General features: G+C 49.0%; 14 protein-coding genes. 6 read left to right on the top strand and 8 right to left on the bottom strand.

The genetic code is table 11. The features are described from left to right. Window positions 1-21 precede the first annotated feature (21 nt). On the bottom strand, window positions 22-3135 hold the full coding sequence (locus CWM47_RS11580) for a SusC/RagA family TonB-linked outer membrane protein (RefSeq protein WP_100988126.1): 3114 nt from the start codon (window positions 3133-3135) through the stop codon (window positions 22-24). Between the two features lie 502 nt (window positions 3136-3637). Here CWM47_RS11580 and CWM47_RS11575 point away from each other — a divergent pair. Continuing rightward, window positions 3638-6601: an FAD-binding and (Fe-S)-binding domain-containing protein gene (locus CWM47_RS11575; RefSeq protein ID WP_100988125.1), complete on the top strand. Its 2964-nt coding sequence runs from the start codon at window positions 3638-3640 to the stop codon at window positions 6599-6601. A 168-nt stretch (window positions 6602-6769) separates the two neighbouring features. Here CWM47_RS11575 and CWM47_RS11570 read toward each other — a convergent pair whose 3' ends face one another. Both CWM47_RS11570 and CWM47_RS11565 read right to left on the bottom strand, forming a co-directional pair. Continuing rightward, window positions 6770-8143 carry an APC family permease gene (locus CWM47_RS11570; protein ID WP_100993839.1) on the bottom strand — a complete coding sequence of 458 codons (1374 nt, stop codon included), beginning with the start codon at window positions 8141-8143 and terminating at the stop codon, window positions 6770-6772. 203 nt (window positions 8144-8346) lie between these two features. Beyond that, the gene (locus CWM47_RS11565) at window positions 8347-11364 is read right to left on the bottom strand and encodes a TonB-dependent receptor (protein ID WP_100988124.1); all 3018 of its coding nucleotides are present in this window, start codon (window positions 11362-11364) and stop codon (window positions 8347-8349) included. A gap of 212 nt (window positions 11365-11576) precedes the next feature. Between CWM47_RS11565 and CWM47_RS11560 the strand changes: the two genes are divergently transcribed. Continuing rightward, window positions 11577-12935 (top strand): Gfo/Idh/MocA family protein, encoded by a 1359-nt coding sequence (locus tag CWM47_RS11560; RefSeq protein WP_100988123.1) that lies wholly within the window; start codon window positions 11577-11579, stop codon window positions 12933-12935. 92 nt (window positions 12936-13027) lie between these two features. On the opposite strand, the gene CWM47_RS11555 is transcribed toward CWM47_RS11560, so the two are convergent. Continuing rightward, window positions 13028-14038 (bottom strand): FAD:protein FMN transferase, encoded by a 1011-nt coding sequence (locus CWM47_RS11555; RefSeq protein WP_240625854.1) that lies wholly within the window; start codon window positions 14036-14038, stop codon window positions 13028-13030. Window positions 14039-14074: 36 nt separating this feature from the next. Between CWM47_RS11555 and CWM47_RS11550 the strand changes: the two genes are divergently transcribed. Then, window positions 14075-14278 carry a hypothetical protein gene (locus CWM47_RS11550; protein WP_100988121.1) on the top strand — a complete coding sequence of 68 codons (204 nt, stop codon included), beginning with the start codon at window positions 14075-14077 and terminating at the stop codon, window positions 14276-14278. Between the two features lie 22 nt (window positions 14279-14300). Here CWM47_RS11550 and CWM47_RS11545 read toward each other — a convergent pair whose 3' ends face one another. From CWM47_RS11545 to CWM47_RS11535, 3 genes are read right to left on the bottom strand one after another with little or no spacing between them, the layout of a single operon-like run. Then, entirely contained in the window at window positions 14301-14873 is a 573-nt protein-coding gene (locus CWM47_RS11545; protein WP_100993838.1) for a Uma2 family endonuclease, read from the bottom strand. A 53-nt stretch (window positions 14874-14926) separates the two neighbouring features. Next, window positions 14927-16006 carry a chorismate synthase gene (gene aroC, locus CWM47_RS11540; RefSeq protein WP_100988120.1) on the bottom strand — a complete coding sequence of 360 codons (1080 nt, stop codon included), beginning with the start codon at window positions 16004-16006 and terminating at the stop codon, window positions 14927-14929. A gap of 32 nt (window positions 16007-16038) precedes the next feature. After that, window positions 16039-17490 (bottom strand): BatD family protein, encoded by a 1452-nt coding sequence (locus CWM47_RS11535; RefSeq protein WP_100988119.1) that lies wholly within the window; start codon window positions 17488-17490, stop codon window positions 16039-16041. A 124-nt stretch (window positions 17491-17614) separates the two neighbouring features. Between CWM47_RS11535 and CWM47_RS11530 the strand changes: the two genes are divergently transcribed. After that, window positions 17615-17818 (top strand): hypothetical protein, encoded by a 204-nt coding sequence (locus CWM47_RS11530; RefSeq protein WP_100988118.1) that lies wholly within the window; start codon window positions 17615-17617, stop codon window positions 17816-17818. Window positions 17819-17891: 73 nt separating this feature from the next. On the opposite strand, the gene CWM47_RS11525 is transcribed toward CWM47_RS11530, so the two are convergent. Continuing rightward, window positions 17892-19286, bottom strand: coding sequence for an MBL fold metallo-hydrolase (locus CWM47_RS11525; RefSeq protein ID WP_100988117.1), 1395 nt, complete (start codon window positions 19284-19286; stop codon window positions 17892-17894). 193 nt (window positions 19287-19479) lie between these two features. Here CWM47_RS11525 and pbpC point away from each other — a divergent pair, with 193 nt between their 5' ends. Both pbpC and CWM47_RS11515 read left to right on the top strand, forming a co-directional pair. Beyond that, entirely contained in the window at window positions 19480-21846 is a 2367-nt protein-coding gene (gene pbpC / locus CWM47_RS11520; RefSeq protein ID WP_100988116.1) for a penicillin-binding protein 1C, read from the top strand. 61 nt (window positions 21847-21907) lie between these two features. Beyond that, on the top strand, window positions 21908-22348 hold the full coding sequence (locus CWM47_RS11515; RefSeq protein ID WP_100988115.1) for a nuclear transport factor 2 family protein: 441 nt from the start codon (window positions 21908-21910) through the stop codon (window positions 22346-22348). The last annotated feature ends 85 nt before the right edge of the window (window positions 22349-22433 follow it).

Raw genomic sequence — 22433 nt, 5'->3', positions numbered from 1 at the left:
ACCAGATAGCCTGATGGTTGATTAGAACCCAACATTTAAACCTAACGTCACTGTGCGGGGCGTTGGATAAGGCGTATAGTCGATACCCAGCGATGGAATACCATTACCATTTCCATTGTAAGTCACCGTGTTCACATCTGGGTTCAAGCCCGTATATCCCGTGAAGATAAACAGGTTCTGGCCAGTGAGCGACAATGACAGCGACTTGGCAAATCCACCCTGAGGCAGATCAAATCGGCGGGAAATCGTTAGATTGGTAATCCGTACATAATCGCTTTTCTCAAGGAACCGGGTCGATACTGAGGCAGGATTTAGGCCATTCTCCGTACTGTTCGCTACATCATACGTCACGTTCCGGGCGTTCTTTAGAGCACCTTTTGCAAACAGCGCATTAGCCGTATTGTTGTAGATTTTGCCGCCAAACTGACCGTTCACAAACAGGCTGGCAGTCCACAGGCCAAACGTAAAGTTATTGGTTAAACCCAGACGTAATTTGGCAAATGGGCTTCCCTGATACGTAGACCGGCCATTGTCGGCATAGGTTGAGTACCCATTGGAATCGAAGCCGGTGAACTGAGGAATGAAGAATGAAAATGGTGCATATCCATTCGTAATACGTTCTGCATAGGCGCCCGAAAGACCCTGTCCGCTAACAGCTCCAACGGCCTGATCTGTACCGATGTCCTGCGCTTTGATGTTGAGCGTTGTCAGGTTAAATACAGCCTCCCAGCCAAATTGTGCCTTTTGCACAACCTGATAGATCAGGTTTAACTCAATACCCTGACTAACTATTTGCCCTGGCAGGTTGATCCACTTGTAGTTTACAGGAGCCGGTTGTGCATAGAATACCTGAAGGAGCGTGTTTGATCCAGCCCGGTGATAATAATCAATCGAACCCGACAACTGACCTTTCAGCACACTAAAGTCGATACCGAGTCCAGTGGTTGTATTTTGCTCCCACTTAAGGTCTGGATTCGGGTTGTTCTGCTGAATCTGCGATCCTGAACTGTTATACGTATAGATAATTTTCGACGCACCACCCGTGAAATCCTGGTTACCTACGATCCCGTAGTTAGCCCGAATTTTCAGGTCATCGAAAATACTTTTCGGGATAAAGCTCTCCTGCGAAATCCGCCACGCACCCGCCACCGATGGGAACGTACCATACTTATTATTCACCCCGAAACGCGACGAACCATCGACCCGTACGGTAGCCGTCAGCAGATACTTCTCTTTAAAATTGTAATTGGCCCGGGCGAAATACGACTGTAAGTCATTCTGCGAGCGCGACGAACCACCACCAATGGCCGTTCCGGTCAGTGTATTTGCCGCTCCTATATTATCGGTATATGAAATAACCGATTCATCGAAGGGAAAACGGCTGGCAGCTACATAGCTGGTTCTTGTACCGAACGTTTGATAGGCAAAACCAGCAACAGCTTCCAGTTTACCGGGACCAAGGTCGCGGTTGTAGTTTGCTGTGTATTCAACCAGTTTAGACAGACGATTCAGCGAATTGATATAAGCCGCCCCGCCTAAACCCGTGGTTGCATCGGCAAAGACCTGATTCGTTACAGAACCCAGGGGAACTGTGAACTGGCCGTTCAAGCGTGAGTCGATAGAGGTTGTGCGGGTCGAAGCTGAATTATCGACGCCGAAGTTTGCCTTAAGCGACAGGCCGGGCAATACGTTCCAGGTAGCACTGACGTTGGCTAGTGTGCGGTTTGTTACGCCCTTGTCGTGGTAATAGTCCAGCATAGCCCGCGGGTTACGGTACGAACCACCCGCTAACTGGTAGTATGCCGAGGTATCACTTGTGTTCCTGAAGACCGGATAGGTAGGATTGGCCCCAATCATGGCACCGAACAGGTTCCCTAGGGCACCCGCCTGATTTCCCGTTAACGCATAGGCATCAGTAACAGAAGATGTGGTCGCATTTACAGCCAGCGTCACTTTCTTGTTGAATAAATCCTGCGATGCATTGATACGCCCCGTAATACGTTGCTGACCCGTGCCTTTCACAAGTCCCTGTTGATCCTGATAACCCAATGAGAAAAGGTAACGGGTGTCATTCGTACCACCACCAAAACTGGCGTTGTAAATTTGCGAAACACTGGTGCGTAGAATCTCATTCTGCCAGTTTGTATTGGCTCCCGCATTTACAGTCGACAAGGTTGGATCGCCACCAGCGGCCTTCACCCCCGCCAGAAAATCGGTAGGCGATAATAAATCGTATTTCTTCAGTGAAGAAGAAACAGCCGCCGATGCCGAGAAATTGAATTGTGGTGCACCAGCCCGCCCTTTGCGCGTGGTGATCAGCACAACACCATTGGCACCCCGCGCTCCATAAATAGCCGCAGCAGAGGCATCTTTCAGGACCGAAATATTTTCAATGTCGCTCGGGTTCAAAAACGACAACGGGTTACGCGCCGTAGTTGTACCCGTACCGAAATCGGGCGTACCATTGCTGAAGTCCCCCCCATCGAGCGGAACGCCGTCAATAACGTACAAAGGTGTATTACCACCCCGAAGCGAAACCGCCCCCCGAATCTGGATGTTGTTGGCAGCACCCGGCTCACCACTGGCTGGCGTGATTTGAACACCCGCCACACGGCCCTGCAACAGTTGCTCGGGCGATGAGATGACCCCTTTGTTGAAGTCTTTCGGTCCTAACGTTGCTACCGATCCGGTAACGTCTTTCGCTTTCTGAGTACCATAACCAACAACTACAACTTCTTGCAGTGCTTTGGTATCATCAGCCAATTTGACATCTACGGTCGTGCGATTGCCCACAGCAACTTCCTGGGTTGTGTAGCCAATAAAACTCAGCACCAGCGTGGCATTGTCGGGCACGTTGGTGAGCGTGTACACCCCATCACCGTTTGTGTTCGTGCCGCGCTGTGTGCCTTTAACCTGAATACTAACACCCGGCAAAACCGAGCCCGTTGGGTCTGTCACTTTTCCTGTCACGGTACGCTCCTGCGCCCATGCTGCCTGATTGCCGAGCAACCCTAAAAGTGCCAGTGCCATTACAAAACGTTGGAGGCCTTTCCAATTGAATACCGGGAGTTGAGTAATCCCGACCTGACCTACGTTACCGCCAAAGCGACTTTTCTTGTAGGATTTTTCCATCATAGGTTAACGCTAAATTGTGAAATAAACGAGAGTAAATAGTAAAATACATACATAGCTTAATGTGACTGTGATTGTGGTTATTTTTGCGTTTGAAAAGCCAGTATTCTCTTCAGAATTATAACTGTCTAATAGTTAGCAACTTGCTCAAAATCAGTAGTACACAAACTCTATGTATCTAGCAAAGTACATATGCAAACGATAAAAACCCAAATTGGTTTCAGTTAAAATCGAATTAATTTGTGTCAAAATTGTATTATACGTACCTTATAAACTTCGTTCTTTAATTTAAATTATTTAACGAGTACAAAAGGAGCAGCGCTAGATAAGTAGCTGACTAGCAGAATTTACGTTATATACTAATATAAAAGTAAGTATGACTTTTTTGCTATAAACCAGCAAAATCTAATAGGAACGTATAGGCTTATATGTTTGTCGTATTTACAGTTAATTTTGCTGAAATTTTATTTACTGGTTACCCTCCAACAGATACCAGTCTATTTCTATGAATATAGAAGACCTTCGCGCGTTGGCTGCCCAATTATCAGGCGACCTTTTTGACGACAATACACACCGTACCCTTTATGCAACCGATGCGTCAGCTTACCGGGAAATGCCTACGGCTGTTGCCATCCCGAAAACAGTTGAAGACCTTAAACACTTAATTGCCTTTGCCAGACAGTATAAAACGGCCCTCATTCCCCGTACCGCCGGCACATCGCTGGCAGGTCAGGTGGTGGGCAGCGGCATTGTTGTCGACGTATCGAAGCACTTTACCAAAATTCTGGAAATAAACCCCGAAGAGCGATGGGTACGGGTGCAACCGGGCGTTGTTCGGGATGAGTTGAACCAGTTCCTCAAACCGTACGGTTTATACTTTGGCCCCGAAACGTCGACCGCCAATCGTGCCATGATTGGCGGTATGGTAGGAAACAACTCCTGCGGGTCGAACTCAGTGGTGTACCGGGCCACCCGCGAGCATACATTGTCTGTAAAAGTCTTGCTGGCCGATGGCTCCGAAGCCGAATTTGGCCCGTTGACTGGCTGGGATTTTACCAAGCAGGTTAGCGAAGCAAGTCGTAAGAACGGCTCGGCTTCTTTGGCCGATAAGATTCTGCTGAAGACGAATGCTATTTTGTCGGACCCGGAAAATCAGGCAGAAATCCGGCTCAATTTTCCAAAGAAATCCATTGAACGACGCAATACAGGCTACGCCTTGGACGTCCTGCTCGACCTACAGCCATTTGCGCCCGAGGGAGAGCCCTTCAATATGACCAAGCTGATTGCCGGGTCGGAGGGCACGCTCTGTTTCATGACCGAGATCAAGCTGAACATTGTCCCGTTGCCTCCCAAAGAGAGCGGGTTGGTGTGCGTTCATTGCCACTCCATCGACGAAGCCTTACGCGCCACGCTGGTAGCACTCAATTATAAACCGTATGCAGTCGAACTGATCGACGATATTATTCTGGAACGGGCCGATTCGAATCCAGAACAGAAAAAAAACAGCTTCTTCGTCCAGAAAACACCCTCAGATCACTTCCCGATTATTCTGGTTGTTGACCTATCCCGCGAAACAAGGGCCGAAATTGAGCAATTGGCGGCCAGTATGATTGCCGACATGCAGGCTGCCGGAATGGGTTATCATTACCCCTTGCTGTTTGGCGAGGACAGCAAGAAAATATGGACGCTTCGCAAGGCGGGTCTGGGCTTACTTGGTAATCTTCCCGGCGACGAGAAAGCAGTAGCCGTTATTGAAGATACCGCCGTAGATGTTCATGATTTACCCGACTTTATTCGGGAGTTCAACGAGATCCTGACAACGCACCACATGCACGCGGTTCACTACGCCCATGCTGGTTCGGGGGAGTTGCATTTGCGTCCGATAATTAACCTTAAAACCGAAGAAGGACATCGGCAGTACCGGATGATTGCCGAGGAAATTGCCACGCTGGTAAAAAAATACGACGGTTCGCTGTCGGGCGAACATGGCGATGGGCGGCTTCGGGGCGAATTTATTCCGCAAATGGTGGGGCCGCACAACTACGAGTTGATGCGGCAGATTAAACACACCTGGGACCCGGACGGCATTTTCAATCCCGGAAAAATTGTGGAAACGCCCCCAATGGATACTTTTTTGCGGTATGAGGCCGGTCAGCAAACTCCCGATTTCAAGACGTATTTTCGGTATAAAGACCAAAACGTCCTTCAACACGCTGAGCAATGCAACGGCTCGGGCGATTGCCGTAAAACGGAGGCTTCGGGCGGCACCATGTGTCCGAGTTATATGGCCACCCGCAACGAAAAGGACACCACACGGGCGCGGGCCAATATCCTGCGCGAAATGCTGACGCGTTCGCCAAAGGAAAACCGCTTCGACCATAAAGAAATCAAAGAAGTTTACGACCTCTGCCTGTCGTGTAAAGCGTGCAAAAGCGAATGCCCTTCCAACGTGGACGTTGCCAAACTGAAGGCTGAGTTTTTGCAGCATTATTACGATGCAAACGGCGTTCCTATACGGTCGCGGCTCATTGCCAACTTTGCCCGGTTGTCGAGTCTGGCCTCCCTCGCTCCCTGGGCCTGGAATGGCGTGTTAGGCACCCCCGCGCTCCGGCGCATCGCGAATCGCATGGTTGGCTTCCACCCCGACCGCACTATGCCAATGATGGGTAAGACAACCCTGAAAAGATGGTTTACAAACAGAAGCAGGGAATTGTCTGGCGGAGTCGCAAACGGCGAACCGAAAACCGTACTATTGTTCTGCGACGAATTCACTAATTACAACGATGTTGAGGTTGGCCAAAAGGCTGTTCAATTATTCGAGCGGCTGGGTTATACGGTTGTCATTCCCGAACACGGCGAAAGCGGACGGGCGGCTTTGTCAAAAGGTATGCTGACCTATGCCAAAACGCTGGCCGAGAAAAATATTCGCCTGTTGAAAGACGTCGTGTCGGCAGAAACGCCACTGGTTGGTTTGGAGCCATCGGCTATTCTGACCTTCCGCGATGAATATCCTGACCTGGTAGGCGAATCGCTGATGGCCGATGCCAAACGAATTGCCGAAAACGCCTTGACCTTCGAAGAGTTTATAGCCAAGGAACTGGATTTAGGGCGTATTAAATCCGAACAGTTCACAACCGAAGAACGGCTTATTAAGCTGCACGGGCACTGTCAGCAAAAGGCGGTATCGTCGCTGGTGCCGGGCAAAAAAGCGTTGTCATTACCAAGGAATTATACGGTGCAGTTGATTCCATCGGGTTGCTGTGGTATGGCTGGTTCGTTTGGGTACGAAGCTGAGCATTATGAAGTTTCGATGAAAGTAGGCGAATTAGTCTTGTTTCCAACCGTTCGTCAACAGCCTGATGACGTGATCATTGCAGCCGCCGGAACCTCATGCCGACATCAAATCAAAGACGGCACAAAACGCAGCTCTCAACACCCCGCCGAAATTTTATTCGATGCACTGGTGTAAGTGTTTGCAGCGTATAGGTATCTCTATTAGTTGATAAAAAGGAAAAGGATTTTTAACCACAGAGGGACAGAGAGCACAGAGGATCTAACGGGGTATCTTCTACCCTCTAGAAACCTCTGTGCTCTCTGTCCCTCTGTGGTTAAAAATCCTTTTTTTAAACAAGGCCCACTATTTCTCAAATGGCCACTGTTTACGCACCCCTGCCGAGATCAGAAAAGCAACGATGCCTAATCCGATAACAGTTAATCCCGACAGCATAAAGGGTATGCCCGTAGAGAAAAAGATGAACAGCCAAATACCAATAACCAGAATAACCGGAAAGGGGTAAAGCGGCATTCGGAAGGGAAATTCAGAAGCGGCCCGTCGACGATGCAGCAGCATCAAGCCAATAGCCTGCCCTACAAATTGCACAACAATTCGCATGGCAAGGATAGCCATAATCACATCGCCCAAACGGAACAACAGACTAAATACAAAGCCCATCCCACCCAGGAAAAGTAACGAGATATATGGAAACTGACGGGTTGGATGCAGCTTGGCGAAAATCTTGAAGAATTGTCCATCCACCGCGGCCGCATAGGGAACCCGTGAATAGCCAAGCAACACCGCGAACAAGGAAGAAAAAGCAACCAGCAACACCAGAATTGTGGCCAGTTGAGCAGCCTGTGGGCCATATAGCGTTTCGACAAACGTGCTGACAATGAAATTGCTGTTTTGGGCAATTTTCCAGGGCACAACACTTACCACGCTCAGGTTCATAAGCAAGTACAGCCCGGCAATGCCCACAATGGAGATGAACATACTGGCTGGAATATTACGTGTAGGCCGCTGAATTTCCCCACCCAGATGGCAAACGTTGTAGTAGCCAAGATAACAGTAAATGGTTTTGACGGAAGCCTGCCCTAGTCCGGCTGCCAGCACCCCACCACTCACAGAACCGATGGAATCGAAGGTCTCGGCCAGTGGAATTCGGGCATTGGTGAGGCCCCCAACAATGATCCAGCCTAGCGTTAGTAAAACCGCCCCCCACATTACCAGACCAATCTTCCCAATCGAATCAATTTTTCGATACAATAACCCAATAATGATCAGGACAACCACACCCGAAACACCTTTACGCTGCCATTCGTCCAGCGGCATCAGGTACGATGCATATTGCGCAAAGCCAATGGCACCAGAGGCCATAACCAACGGCGCCTGAATAAGCGTTTGCCAGACATATAGAAATGACAGCAAGCGTCCCCAGCGTCGTTCACCGTACGAAATCTTCAGGAAATTATAACTCCCTCCCGCTTGCGGAAAAGCGGCTCCTAACTCAGCCCATACAAAGGCATCGATTAAGGATACGAATGCCCCCAGCACCCAGGCCCACATGAAAAGCGGTCCACCAAGGGTCTTGATAACCAATGGCAATACCACAAACGGGCCAATGCCAACCATGTCGATCATGTTCAACGCTGTGCCTTGCAGCAGCGTCAAATTACGGGGCAAAGCAGCCGATGATGTATCGGATTGTTGATCTGGCGGGGTAGTGTTACTCAATAGCGTACTGGATAATAGGCTTTGACAGAAACTCCCAGATTCGATCATTCCGCTACTGAAGGAACAGTATGGTCTACGAAAAGGGCCCTGACTTATCTGACAAAGTATAGAAACAGCCTAAAAGTTCGGAGAATGACGACCATTGAAAACAAAGAACGCTCTGCTTCCGATCGGAGACAGAGCGTTCACTAATGGCCAAAAACTTAATTCATTAATTGATCGAACGTCAGGCTTATGTAGTACATCGAACCAACGCTGGGGTTACCCCACGATTGCGTGTAAAGTTTGCCCGTCAGATTAGTACCACCTACTTTAAGAATCGACTTGAATCCAGACAGTTTTTTGCTTAGCTGGGCATCGAGTGTACTGTAGGCCGGAATGATCGTTTGCTGACGAGCGGTAGCCTCTGCGTTACCAAAGCTCCCTTCCCACAGGAACGAATCCTGAGCGCGGTAAACAACGTTGAAGCCAAAGCCCGTACCCCGCACATTCCGATTACCGAACGATAAATTATACCGATTTTTGGGTGTGTTGAAAAACGTAACAAAACCCGTTGGTATCTGATCCTTATTCATAAGGTAATTCGACGATATATTACCGCCAATCATGTAATTACCGGGCAGCACATAATCAACCCCAATGGCCCAACCAGCGTTTTTCAATTGAGTTGGCGAATTTGTCGGATATGAATAGACAGTACGAGTCGAACCACTAATCAGTTGGAGTGTTGAGAGGGGATCAGCTATAGAGACCGGCGTTTTACCCTGCACAACGATCTGGCTACCCAGGAAATTCAGGAAACGGTTGTAGTAATAATAGGCGTCGATAAATAACTTATTACCCAACAACCCTTTATAACCAACCTCATAGGTTTCTACACGCTCGGGATCATAACCAAGATCAGGTGCTTTTTGTAGTTTTCCAAGTGCCTGTGGCAGCGCAGCCGTACCACCTTGTTGTAACGTGGCGCCAAATGCCTGCACCGACTGAAGGGTGTAGGTCGGGTTTGTGTTAAGATTATATTTATCCTTCAGGAACGGCAATCCGCCAATTAACCGGGCCGTAGGCGTGTTCAGGTCAATATACTGATCCTGCGTAGTTGGGATACGGAAGCCGCGCTGAAACGACGCCCGGAAATTATGCACTTTAGCCAGAGTAAGTACAGCCGAGAAGCGTGGACTTACCTGCGCTTTGAAGTTCTGATTTTTGTCGTACCGAATAGAGCCCGTTAGTTTTAGCACATCGGCCAGCGTTTTGGATGCCTGCGCATAGCCGCCAAACTCATCGATGGTAAACTCTTTGCCATTCTCGTCACGCGCAAACAGCGTACCCTCTGAATTCAACGCATACCGACGAACATTTCCTCCCACAATCAATTCAACCGTTTTGGGGTCGATCAACTTGCTGAAGTTGTACATAAATTCGCCGTGATACAGGTTGGTTTTATCCAGGAATTTAGCGCCCACGCCTGTTGCATCGCCCGGAATTGGCTTGCCCGTTACGGCATCGAATGCCTGCTGGAAACCGGCACTGCCTGGCATCAATCGGCCTTGATCGGCAGCACCACGCGCTTGATTCAATAAATTAGTTTGCTGACCACTAATATACGTTTGGGCCGCTGCCAATGCTGCTGTAGGCGACTGACCTGATCCCAGTGCTGTCAAATAAGCCCCTGCATATCCTTGAAATGCCGTTTGTGCATACGTTCCGAAATAGGTTGGAAACCATTTGGCAGCACTACCGCTCCAGGCTTCGTTTATGCCCTGCCCCAGCGTTGACGTAGCATATGAATCGCCCGAACGCTCCTGCGTGGTATAAGCCCGCACGAAGAAATTAGAACCGCGTAATTCGAGTTTGTACTGCCCGAGTTTAAAGCCTTTAATGTAATACCGGTCAGCACCCGTGTAGACGGTTGTGCCGGTACCATAGTTGGCCTGTATAATAGCCTCTACATTGTCGTTCAGGCGATAATGCAATGCCCCGTTCAGTTTCAGATTCGTGGCATTGTAACTAACCAGATCACTTTCCTGATAGCCCGTCCGCGAAATATTCAGGTTCGGAATGATGTTATTGAAAATCTGCTGTGGTGTCAGGCCGGTAAGTTGCGGCAGGGTTGCGTTGCCTGCCTGTGGAATCTGAGTCGTAGCAATGGCCCCTAAAATGGCCGATGTGCCATTGGCGCCCGTTCCGGGCTGACCATTACCAAAAAGATTGGAGTACAGGTTAGCACTGGCATCACCGTAAATATTTACCCCATCATAACCGGGATTATTAGCCCGATTGCCATTATCGAGGGTAAAGTTGTTCGAGTAACTTTGATCTCGATAGTCGCTTGCCTGCCAGTCTTTTGCGGTCAGATACGACACCCCGACTTTGATAGCTAATTTGTTATTGAACGCTTTGGCATAGCGAAAAGCCGCATCGTAAAATGGCGTGGTGGCGGTACTACGGTTACTCGCATTCATAACGCCCCCCTTCACATAGGCACTCAGGCCCTGATATTGAAATGGGCTTTTTGAATTCATTAGCAACAGGCCGTTGATGGCGTTAGGTCCGTAAAGTGCCGATGCCGCACCGGGCAACAGTTCTACGCTTTCCAGATCAAGCTCCGACACCCCGGCAATGTTACCCACCGAGAAATTAAGGCCGGGTGCCTGATTGTCCATACCATCCAGCAACTGCACAACACGCGTATTTCCGTTCGAGCCAAACCCCCGCACGTTAACCGTTTTAAAGGTCAGGCTCTGTGTGTTCATGTCAACACCTTTGACATTCTGCAAGGCATCATAAAACGTTGCTCCCGGTGTAGATTGGAACGAGCGAATATCCAGCCGCTCAACCGATACCGGCGATTTAAGCACGCTTTCTTCCACCCGCGATGCCGACACGATAACCTCCTGCCCCATCGTCACCTGCTCTTTCATAACCACATTCAGATCGGTGCGATTTCCGTTGATAACAAACTCCTGTGTTTGAAAACCAACTGCCGAAACGGCAATAGTAAAAGGAGTTGGGGTATTGGTTGAGAGCGAAAAGTTACCTTTCTGATCGGTGATCGTACCAATGACTTTCCCCTTTACGGCGATGTTAATGCCTACCAATTCCTCTTTCTTCGTCTCGTCGGTAACTTTCCCAGCAATTTTTGTTTGCGCCTGTGCACCGAGACTACAGAAAGCGAATAACAGCCCAAAAAAGAGCCTATAAGTAGTTGTTTTTCTCATATTTGTCTACAAAAACGGTTGGTGAATGATCATTCTTTTTCTGTGGTGCTAAACATACATATAAGTCTTCTTTTCGTGCAACAATTTCTTGCAATTGACAAAATTTAGTGAGTAGTAAACTAATGGTATGCTTGTATTATGTTGATAGATAGTAAATTCACTGATACGCTAGCTTTATAAATCGACAACTCTCTAATCTGGAATTTATATATATGAAAAATGAATCAAATCAGGCGCGCCGGGAATTTCTCAAAGCTTCCGGATTGCTAACAGGTAGTGCTTTATTAGGCAGCTTACCTTTTCAGGCGCAGGCCTCAACCGGAAATCCAGGTTTTCATTTCTCGGTAAATGATACAATAAAAGTAGCCCTGATTGGTTGCGGTGGACGTGGCACCGGTGCCGCCCAACAAGCACTCAACACGAAGCAAAATGTTAAAATCGTAGCGATGGCCGACGCCTATCGGGATCGGTTAGACGATGCGTATAAAGCACTTACCGAACGCGGTTTGAAGGCCGCAGATGGTTCGCTTAAAGTAGATGTGCCGGAAGATCATAAGTTTGTGGGCTTCGATGCTTACAAACAGGCAATGGCCCTGGCTGATGTGGTTATTCTGGCGACACCACCGGGCTTCCGGCCGAGTCATTTTGAAGAAGCCGTGAAGCAGGGTAAGCAGGTATTTATGGAAAAACCTGTTGCCACTGATGCACCCGGCATTCGGCGGGTGCTGGCGGCTGCGGAAGAAGCCAAACGTAAAAAACTAAATGTAGTTGTCGGCCTACAGCGTCGCTATCAGCCTAGTTACCGCGATATGATCAAACGCATCCACGATGGCGCTATTGGCGACATTGTTGGCGGGCAGGTGTACTGGGTCAGTGGGGGCGTTTGGCAGAAGCCGCGCAAACCCGGCCAAACCGAAATGGATTACCAGATGCGCAACTGGTATTATTTCAATTGGCTCTGTGGCGACCATATCAATGAGCAGCACGTTCACAATATCGACATAGCCAACTGGGTAAAAAATAGTTACCCCGTTTCGTGCCAAGGAACAGGCGGGCGGCAGGTTCGGACGGGTAAAGATTACGGTGAGATTTTCGATCACCATATTGTCGATTTCGTTTATGCCGATGGAACGACAATCAACAGCCAGTGCCGCCACTACGAAGGCACGTACAGCCGCGTCGACGAAATGTTCCTCGGTACAAAAGGCAAGATTGAGGGTATGGAGAAGAAAAGTAGCGCCTTAATGGGCTATAATGGTCAGACGCTTTATACGCATAATGCGAAAGCAGATGGCAACCCATATCAGATCGAACACGACGAACTCTTCGAGGCTATTGCCAAGAACGAATATAAATTTGCCGATGCCGAGCGTGTAGCCAAAAGCACTATGACAGCCATTATGGGCCGTATGGCTACTTATTCGGGTAAAGTTGTGAAATGGGACGAAGCGCTAAACTCGCAAATTGACCTTTTCCCAACAACACTGGCCTGGGATGCAATGCCCAAAAGCCTACCCGATGCCAATGGATTATACCAAATTGCGGTGCCCGGTAAAACGGTGACGGTGTAAATTCAATTCAACACAGAGGCACGGAGGTCACAAAGGATTCTACATAAAATTCTGTGATCTTGTGTCTTTATGTTTAATCAATCATCTGGTCTTTAGAACGGGGCCGACTGCCATTTGTGCAGTTGGCCCTTTGTATTTTCCAGGATCAGCAGTTTTACGCCCAAAAAACGGGTCAGGAGTCGGCGGCTTTTCCGAAGTCCAACTACACTGAATACCTTCGTCAGGGCATCGGCACGATAACCATCGGGAGCCAGCACCGTTGCCCGAACAAAATGTCGTAACCCCAAACCCGAACGAGGATCCATGATGTGCGAATATCGTCGGCCATTGTGTTCCAGAAACCGGTATGTATCACCCGATGTTGTGATTGCCGCATTTCTGAGTAAAATAGTGGTTGTATCCGTATCTCCGGCTTTGCCCGAACCAATACCAACCCGCCAGCCTGAACTGCCCGGTGGCGCATCAGCAGCCAGAATATCACCACCAATGTCAATGAGGGCCGATTTAATCCCAAATTGATGCAACACCACCAGGGCTTCGTCAATGGCAAATCCCTGACCAATACCCCCAACATCCAGACGCATACCCGCCTTTTTTAATCGTACCGAGCGGGTTGCGCTGTCTAATTCCATAAACCTATAGCCAACAGACCGTCTGGCCCGCTTGCGTTCAGTGTTTGTAGGAAACTCTTTCCGCCGGACGGCTCTGCGCCACAACAGCGATAAAGGCCCAACCGTTGGGTCGAAACGCCCATTGGAGAGCCGGGCAATTGCCTGCGCTTTTTTCAGAACATTGTACAAGTCGGATGACACCGGAACCCATCGGCCGGAACCCGCTGTTTTTGAGAGTTGATTAATTTCTGACCCATCCATGTAATCACTCATAATCTGGTTGAGCGAGTCCATGCGGGCGTTCACGGCCGCGTTGGCGCGAAGGGCCGTCAGGCTATCGGGCGCATAGAAAATGACATTGAATTGCGTACCCATAAGGCCCCGATGAAACGAAAAACGGGACATTTCAGGTTGCGAAATAGCTTTCCCGGGCCAAAGAAAGCCCATCAGGCTCATTCCGGTCAATAAGCAGAGAGAGAAACGGGTATTCAACGTATTTTTGCAGGAAAGTCTCAAACCGGCCGACCAATGGTTACGATCAAAAATAAGTACATTTTACTGGCAGCCGGTTTCTGGTTGTCAGGTTTGCTTTTGACGGGTTTAGGCGCGTATGGAAAAAGCCATCATTGGGAGGCCACCGGCACACTCCTGACCGTAGGCATTTCGGCGCAAGCCATTGGTTTCGGCTTTCTGGGCTTTGCCATTATGCAGGCTGTTTTCAAGAAGAAATAGCCCCGCACAGCAGCGGTTCCATTTAAGACTGGAACAGATCCTGAATGACAAACTGAAAATCGGGAACAACAGGTGCCGCTGAACAGACATCCGGCCCCTTATACACTTTAATATCGTCGGGCGAGGTGTAGGCGTAGATTTTCTGCTGCTTTGGGGCGATGTACCATACCAGTTGAACACCGGCATCGAAGTAATCCTGCACTTTTTCGAGCACATCATTCTGGGATTCAGAATCGGATAGGACTTCGATTGTAAAAATGGGCATCACTCGTTCGCCGATTCGTGTGCTCGCGATTTGGCTTGCATTGAAAAATGCTAAATCTGGCACGCGCTTTCTGTAGGCGTCTACATATGAATCAAACTCGGTCAATAGATTATCTCCGAGTTCAAATGACTGCGTTTTGACGAATCGTCTTACCAAAAAGTCGACGATAAATAGTTCTTCCTGCATCATGGGTGGCTTTCGAATAATCCGACCCCGCACAAACTCGTAATTTGCGTCTGTTTTCTTACGGGAAAGCCATTTCTCAAACTCAGCAACTGTTTGCGGAGCCGACGGGCGTTTTCTGGGGACGGGCGTTGCTGTTATTTCCATGTTGAGCGTTTGCTGGTTAATCAAATATACTGATTTTGAGCCGATAAAGGGCACTACACCTTCGCTACTTTGTTCCGTAAATATAGATCGGCGAGCACCAGGGCAGCCATTGCTTCGACAATGGGCACCGCGCGAGGAACGACGCAGGGGTCATGCCGACCTTTACCCGAAACGGTTACCGGCTGGCCGTTTACATCGACACTATCCTGATCCTGCATGATGGTAGCAACGGGTTTGAAGGCCGTTCGGAAGTAGATGTCCTCGCCGTTGCTGATGCCCCCCTGAATACCACCCGACTGGTTGGTTTTTGTCCGTACCCGGCCAGATTCATCGGTATAAAATTCGTCGTTGTGCGTGGATCCAAGCTGTTCGACACCAGCAAAACCACTGCCATACTCAAATCCCTTCACGGCGTTGATACTCAACATGGCTTTACCCAGTTCGGCGTGGAGCTTATCAAACACAGGCTCGCCCAGGCCAACGGGTGCACCCTTAATAACGCAGTCAACAATACCGCCAACAGAATCGCCCTGTTTTCGGATACCATCAATATAATCAAACATTTGTTCGGCCGTTTCGGGGTCGGGACAGCGAACGGCATTCTCTTCGGCAAGAGCGAGGTTCAGTTCTGAATACGGCTTTTCGAGTTTCAATTTCCCTACCTGCGAGACATAGGCGGTAATCTGAACACCTTGTTGAGCAAGCATTAGTTTAGCAACAGCCCCGGCCGCTACCCGAGCGGCCGTTTCGCGGGCCGACGATCGGCCACCTCCTCTATAATCGCGGGAGCCATATTTCGTCTGATAGGTATAATCGGCGTGGGATGGCCTGAATTGCTCCGAAATGTGCCCGTAATCTTTACTGCGCTGGTCGGTATTTCGAATAATCAGCGCAATAGGCGTTCCCTGTGTGTAGCCCTCAAAAACACCCGACAACACCTCAAACTCATCGGCTTCACGCCGTTGGGTCGTAATGCGCGACTGGCCGGGTTTACGACGATCCAGTTCGTGCTGGATAAAATCGGTGTCGAAAGCCAGTCCTGCCGGACAACCATCAATGATAACGCCGATAGCTGGCCCGTGCGATTCGCCAAATGTAGAAATCTTAAAGATTGTTCCGTATGTACTGCTCATGCTGCCGATTTGGGGCATTTTCCCCGCTATATCTATTTCCTCACTAATACAAAAACCATCCCCAGTAACATCAGGGCAATTATCACGTTGGCAACAGATCGAATCAAAACCGAAATGCTGATGGACTGACGACCGCTATCCATAGCTTCGATACCCGCATAAATTGAACTGTTAACTGACGCTACTGGCACTGCTTCACCGTTGGCAACGGCCGACCCACTCAATAAATCCGTATTGAGAGCGACACGCTGCCCATTACCTCCAACGTAAAGTTCCATACGTGGCCGAAGCGTGTCAAAACGCGCGGTTTTCGGGTCGAAGTAAATCCATTGAAAGTAATTTGCCAACGAAACCGTTCCATTTTGGTGCGGCACAATAAAATAGGTAAACGTCTTATGGCCCGTTATCTCATCGCCCCCATGAGCAATTGTATGCCGCTCCTCGGGCGGGAATACATCAATTTCGGCACGCTCGCCTGGCACAGTGGGAGCTGGCAACGTAGCCACATTACCAGTACCAATAATAGAAAACGTATAACGAACACTCTTACCGGCCACAATATGCTGACGTTCCAGCCCCTCTTCCAACCGGAAGGCTCCAACCGATACCTGCCCTCCTGACGGGTGAGAAGGTAATGGTTTGACGGCGATGGATAGTGGCTTACTGGTAAATAAGACCGTTTCAGGCTGCGATGCTGGCGGGCCAATTACCGGTCGACGGCCTAGTTGAAGCGCTACGGCGGGTAAGCGCAGGGGTTGACTCGACAGCGGAAAAAACACCGACTGAAAGATTCGATACTCGCGAAATTTCTTTTTGTTGATACGAACCGGAATGGGTTTCAAGTCGTTGATCGGCACGTTTTCTTCCCACGAATTAACCGGCCTGATTTTCTTGACAATACGTTGCAATTGTTTATCAAGTGCCTGAAAGTTGAGCTCGTAAGGGTAATTATCTGCAACAATGAACGACAATGTCAGGGCCACGCCCTCGCCCATGTAGATTGTTGATTTCGATGTCCGCAACGACAAAAATGCGGCTCCGGCGGGGACTACCTCAATCGTGTTCAGCGTAACGCTGCCCGGCGCGGATGCAACTGCCGACGGTTGCACAATAAGAATGGCTCCATCTGAATGTACTGGTTCGCCGTTGACGAGTATGGTAAACGGCAGCAGCCGAAAACGACCCGCTGCCTGTGCCTGATAATTTTGGGTAATAACCTGATTCGTAACTGTTTTATCGCCTGATTCAACGGGCGTTACACTCGTTGATGTACCTTTTTTGATGAAGCCGGGAATGTCGGGGAAAGCCACTGTGGCGCGGGTTTCGCTATTTGGAATAAGCAGCGAAATGGTAAAAGGCCGTTCAATCGAAAAAGTAGTTGACCCCAATTCGATAGAAGCAACATTACCAATAGATTGCCCAAAGCCTATATAGGCGTAAAAGAAAAATAATACAAGAAGTCTTCGGAATATTACAAAGAACATTAGTATTTTTGAGCAACAAAGTACAAGATCAGCCGTTACGAAATAAGGTATCAAAGGTAAGAACGAACTGTCTATCCTCTCTTAATATCCTTTAGCTTCTTTTAACCGAAAAAAATGTTATCCTATGCTTTCCATGCTTGAGTATATCAAGACGATCCTTCAGAAGGTGAGTTTTGATAAAAGTCTTTTTGATAAAGAGCTGGCCAAAGCCATTAAAATGCTCATTCCAAAAGAGGTAAAGCAACTTAAACGCTGGTGTTATCTCCAGTTCGGCAAAATTTATCGTGCTGTTTTAAATCGCCGATTCGCACGGGTACGCTTCACCTGACGGTGTTGCCGGTTGTCCCGAACAGAAATGCCCCGGCTTTATGAGCCGGGGCATTTCTGTTTTATAATGACTACTACAAGGTTACTTTCTGCCGCATTTCCGGAATTTCGATGTGTTTAAACCCGGCCGCCTGCAAGTGATCTTTCCAGATGAGTTGCTTGTCGTAATCGCCATGTACCAGAAACACGGTTTTAATGCGGCTTGCCTCCTGACAGCTTAAAACCTGGAGCATTTCGCGGTAATCGGCATGGGCAGAAAACGAGTCCATGATAGCAACCTGAGCAATAACCGGGTAGCGTTCGCCGAAAATAGTTACCTCTTTGTCGCCCCGTTTTAACGCGCCCCCAAGGCTGCTGGGCGATGCGTACCCAACAAGTAATATGGTTGTGTTGGGCTTGCTGATGTTGTTTTTGATATGGTGCTTGATCCGCCCCGCTTCGGCCATGCCCGATGGCGCAATAATGATACAGGGCTCCTTCATGTCGTTGATCGCTTTCGACTGCTCTACATCGGTAATGTAATGTAGATTGGGAAATTGAAAGGCATCGCCGTCTTTTTTGATATAAGCCAGAATGTCAGGATTAAAATCTTCTTCGTGGTCGCGCATCACATCCGTCGCTTTCACCGACATTGGGCTGTCAATATAAACAGGCAATCGCGGCAAACGGCCTTCACTCGATAGTTGATCGAGGGCATAGATCAGCTCCTGCGTACGGTCGACGGCGAAGGCCGGTATAATCAGTTTACCTTTTCCTTCAACGCAGGTTTGCTGTACAATTCGCAACAGGTGCGCCTTCATATCGGGTTCCGCTTCGTGAAGGCGGTCGCCGTAGGTCGATTCGCAAATAATATAGTCGGCTTGCGGGAACGGTTGTGGCGAGCGCAGAATTTTATCGTCGGGGCGGCCAATATCGCCACTAAAAAACAGGTGTTTTTCCTGAGCACCTTCCCGAATTGTCAGGCTTACCGAGGCACTGCCAAGTAAATGGCCCGCATCGGTGAGCAAGCCCGTAACTTCATCACAAATAACAAATGGCTTGTTATAGTCTACAGCTTGCATTTGGTCGAGCGCCTGCTGGACGTCTTTTTCGTCGTAAAGCACGTCTAGCTCTGGTTGTCCCCGGCGAACACGGCGTTTATTTACGCGCTCAAGATCGTGCTCCTGAATACGGGCACTATCCAGGAGCATCACTTCGCAAAGATCAATTGTAGACGAAGTCGTGTAAATTGGCCCGGCAAAGCCCTGCCGAACAAGACGGGGAATGAGCCCGGTGTGGTCAATGTGCGCGTGAGAAAGCACCATATAATCGACCTGAGCCGGATCGAACCCAAACTGCTGGTTAAGCTCGTCAGTTTCGATACCCTGAAATAGCCCGCAATCGAGCAAAATTTGTTTACCGCCAACGGTTGTAATCAGGTGTTTGCTGCCAGTTACGGTTCGGGCCGCACCGAAAAATTGAATGGTCATTTTAGAATAAGGTTTCGTTGGTTAAGGAATTTGTCTAACGTTTAAAGCAAAATTTTAACCACAGAGGCACAGAGAGTATAGAGATTAAATTGCAGACTTTGTTCCCTTTTACAACTCTGTGCTCTTTGTGCCTCTGTGGTTAAAAAATCTTTTTACTGTAAAGACCGAAGGACATAAACAAGTCACAACAATTATGATAGCGTTCAAGCCACTTTGGGGTAACATAATCGGTGTCGGCAAACGGCTTTGGCGACACCTTCTGGTAAAAACCCTACTTTTGGCCTTATTGATTTTTTTAGGACTGGATTTTTCGTTTCCTATCAATACAACCGTTCCGTATTCGACCATTATTACGGCTCGCGATGGCTCCATTCTACACACTTTTCTGAGCCGTGACGACAAGTGGCGAATGTATGCTGAACTAAACGAAATTACACCCACCCTCCGTGATGCCATTCTGTTTAAAGAAGACAAATATTTCCGCTATCATCCCGGATTCAACCCCGTAGCTATGCTCAGGGCGGCTAGCCGAAATATGCTGAAAGGCCGACGAACATCGGGCGCTTCGACCATTACGATGCAAACTGTTCGCCTGCTCGAACCCCGCGAACGAACGTATGGCAGCAAACTGATTGAGCTATTTCGCGCCCTTCAACTCGAACTCCACTATTCTAAAGACGAGATTCTGCAACTCTACCTGAACCTGATTCCCTATGGTGGCAACATTGAAGGACTCAAGTCGGCATCGCTACTGTACTTTGGCAAATCGCCCACCCTGCTGAGTCTGGCCGAGCTGACAACCCTGACCATTATCCCAAACCGACCGTCGAGTTTGCGGTTGGGCACACACAATGCGCTGGTTGTGCAGGAGCGTAATCGCTGGCTTACCCGCTTTAAGGCCAGGAATATCTTCGATGCCGCCACTATCGACGACGCGTTGAATGAGCCACTTATGGCGTATAGACGCGAAGCCCCGCAACTGGCTCCGCATTTGTCACGTCGGCTTCGGGCCGAAAACCCGGATGCTCCAATTGTACACTCGTCCCTTTTGCCCACTATCCAATCGATTACCGAACGGCTGGTGCAACAATACGCGAACCGCCTTCGAGCCTACAATATCCACAATTCGGCGGTGTTGGTTGTGGATAACCAGTCGCACGAGGTGGTTGCCTATGTAGGTTCGGCCGATTTTAGCAATTCGTTCGACGGCGGGCAGGTAGATGGCGTTCGGGCGGTTCGGTCGCCGGGAAGTGCCCTGAAACCGCTGCTATATGGATTGGCCTTTGACGCGGGTATCATCACGCCGAAAACCAAACTGGCCGATGTACCAACTAATTTTGGCGGCTATGAACCCGATAATTACGACCGGCGCTTCAACGGGCTCATTACGGCAGAATTTGCCCTGGCAAACTCACTTAATATTCCGGCGGTGGCTTTATTGAAAGAAGTGGGCACCCCAACGCTTGTCTCGACCTTACGAAAAGCCGGGTTCTCATCCATAAAAAAGCAAGCCAACGAGTTAGGCCTTTCTATGATTTTAGGGGGCTGTGGCGTTACACTCGAAGAAATGACACGGCTTTATACGGGTCTGGCAAATGAAGGGCGCATAGAGCCCTTAAAGCTTACCCCATCGGACCGCCTAAAAAAAGGGGAGATATCCATTCTCTCTCCCGAAGCCGCCTACCTCGTTACCCATACGCTTACGCAAATTACCCGGCCCGATCTGCCCAACAATTTCGACAATAGTTACCACCTGCCGCGAATTGCCTGGAAAACCGGAACGTCCTACGGTCGGCGCGATGCGTGGAGTATAGGGTATAACCAGCGGTATACGATTGGCGTATGGGTAGGCAACTTTTCGGGGGTGGGCGTGGCCGAACTAAGTGGTGCCAATACAGCCACACCACTCTTGTTCCAGCTTTTCAATGTACTGGATTACAATTCGCCAACGGGCTGGTTCAAAGTCCCCAAAGCCGCTTCTAAATTAAGTATGCGGCTTATTTGTCCTGAAACAGGTGATGTGCCGGGCGAGTTTTGCACCAACCCGATAACTGATTATTACATTGTTGGGGTTTCGCGCTACCGGCACTGTCAGCACCGGAAAGCCGTTTTTACCAACGTAGCCAGAACACTATCTTACTGCGCTCACTGTATGCCCGACAGTGGGGCAATTCGCCAATCGTACCCGAATGTATCACCCGAAATTATGGCATTTTACCAAAGCCATCACATCCCGATTGAGGTTGTACCCCCGCATAATCCGGCTTGCGAGCGCGTATTCGGCAGTGAGGGAGTTGGTCAGGCAGGGCCGACTATAACGAGCCTCAACGATGGCAGCGACTATTTTATCAACCCCAAACAACCAGTTGAACTGGAGTTGGGATGTCAGGCAGCGAATGATGTGCAGACCGTATTCTGGTATTTGAACGACAAACTGTATTGCCGCGCTAAACCTACCGAAGCAGTATTTTTTAAACCCCGGCCGGGCACCTTAAAAGTTTCCTGCGCCGATGACAAGGGCCGAAATCGTGATATACGGGTCACGATTAAAAATGAGTAAGACCTTTGCTTTCACCTAAATTATTTACATTTTTCCACCCTAAAAGTCAATTAATTGATCTATGAAACGCATTTCCTTAGTTATTATCGCTTTATTGTTCACAACGGCCACGTTTGCCCAACAAGCCGCAACAACATCTCAGGACCCTACCGCTCTCGGTAATGCGTTTTTCAAAGCGCTTCTCGACGAAGACAGTAAAACCCTGGGAAACCTTATTTCAAGCGATCTGGATATTATTAGCTTCGATGGGCAATCTGTTGATGGCGATTTATTGGTACAGGGTGTTGGGGGTGGAGCCGTTATCATCGAAACCGGCACTGTATCAGATGCCGTTACCCGCCAATACAACAGTGATTCCGCCGTTATGACAGGCACCTGGAAATCGAAGGGCAATATTCAGGGACAGGCATTTGACAACAGTGTAGCCTTTTCGGTGGTAAGTGCCAAACAGGGCGGCACCTGGAAAATCGTGAATGTGCAGTTTACACCCATACGTCAGTAACCGTTCACTAAGTGACCTCTTGAAATTCAGCCCACTCAATAATTCTGAGTGGGCTTTTTCGTCTATCTTCGGCACCTCACAACTA

It is taken from the genome of Spirosoma pollinicola (genome assembly GCF_002831565.1).
GTDB classification, from domain to species: Bacteria; Bacteroidota; Bacteroidia; order Cytophagales; family Spirosomataceae; genus Spirosoma; species Spirosoma pollinicola.
Note: the sequence above shows the minus strand (reverse complement) of the source record. Positions and strands in the feature narration are given on the sequence as shown.

Coding starts and splice junctions, on each gene's coding strand:
- CWM47_RS11575 (WP_100988125.1), top strand. CDS start 3,638: ATGAATATAGAAGACCTTCGCGCGTTGGCTGCCCAATTATCAGGCGAC.
- CWM47_RS11530 (WP_100988118.1), top strand. CDS start 17,615: ATGCTTTCCATGCTTGAGTATATCAAGACGATCCTTCAGAAGGTGAGT.
- CWM47_RS11515 (WP_100988115.1), top strand. CDS start 21,908: ATGAAACGCATTTCCTTAGTTATTATCGCTTTATTGTTCACAACGGCC.
- CWM47_RS11580 (WP_100988126.1), bottom strand. CDS start 3,135: ATGATGGAAAAATCCTACAAGAAAAGTCGCTTTGGCGGTAACGTAGGT.
- aroC (WP_100988120.1), bottom strand. CDS start 16,006: ATGAGCAGTACATACGGAACAATCTTTAAGATTTCTACATTTGGCGAA.
- CWM47_RS11545 (WP_100993838.1), bottom strand. CDS start 14,873: ATGGAAATAACAGCAACGCCCGTCCCCAGAAAACGCCCGTCGGCTCCG.
- CWM47_RS11550 (WP_100988121.1), top strand. CDS start 14,075: ATGGTTACGATCAAAAATAAGTACATTTTACTGGCAGCCGGTTTCTGG.
- CWM47_RS11565 (WP_100988124.1), bottom strand. CDS start 11,364: ATGAGAAAAACAACTACTTATAGGCTCTTTTTTGGGCTGTTATTCGCT.
- CWM47_RS11560 (WP_100988123.1), top strand. CDS start 11,577: ATGAAAAATGAATCAAATCAGGCGCGCCGGGAATTTCTCAAAGCTTCC.
- pbpC (WP_100988116.1), top strand. CDS start 19,480: ATGATAGCGTTCAAGCCACTTTGGGGTAACATAATCGGTGTCGGCAAA.
- CWM47_RS11525 (WP_100988117.1), bottom strand. CDS start 19,286: ATGACCATTCAATTTTTCGGTGCGGCCCGAACCGTAACTGGCAGCAAA.
- CWM47_RS11535 (WP_100988119.1), bottom strand. CDS start 17,490: ATGTTCTTTGTAATATTCCGAAGACTTCTTGTATTATTTTTCTTTTAC.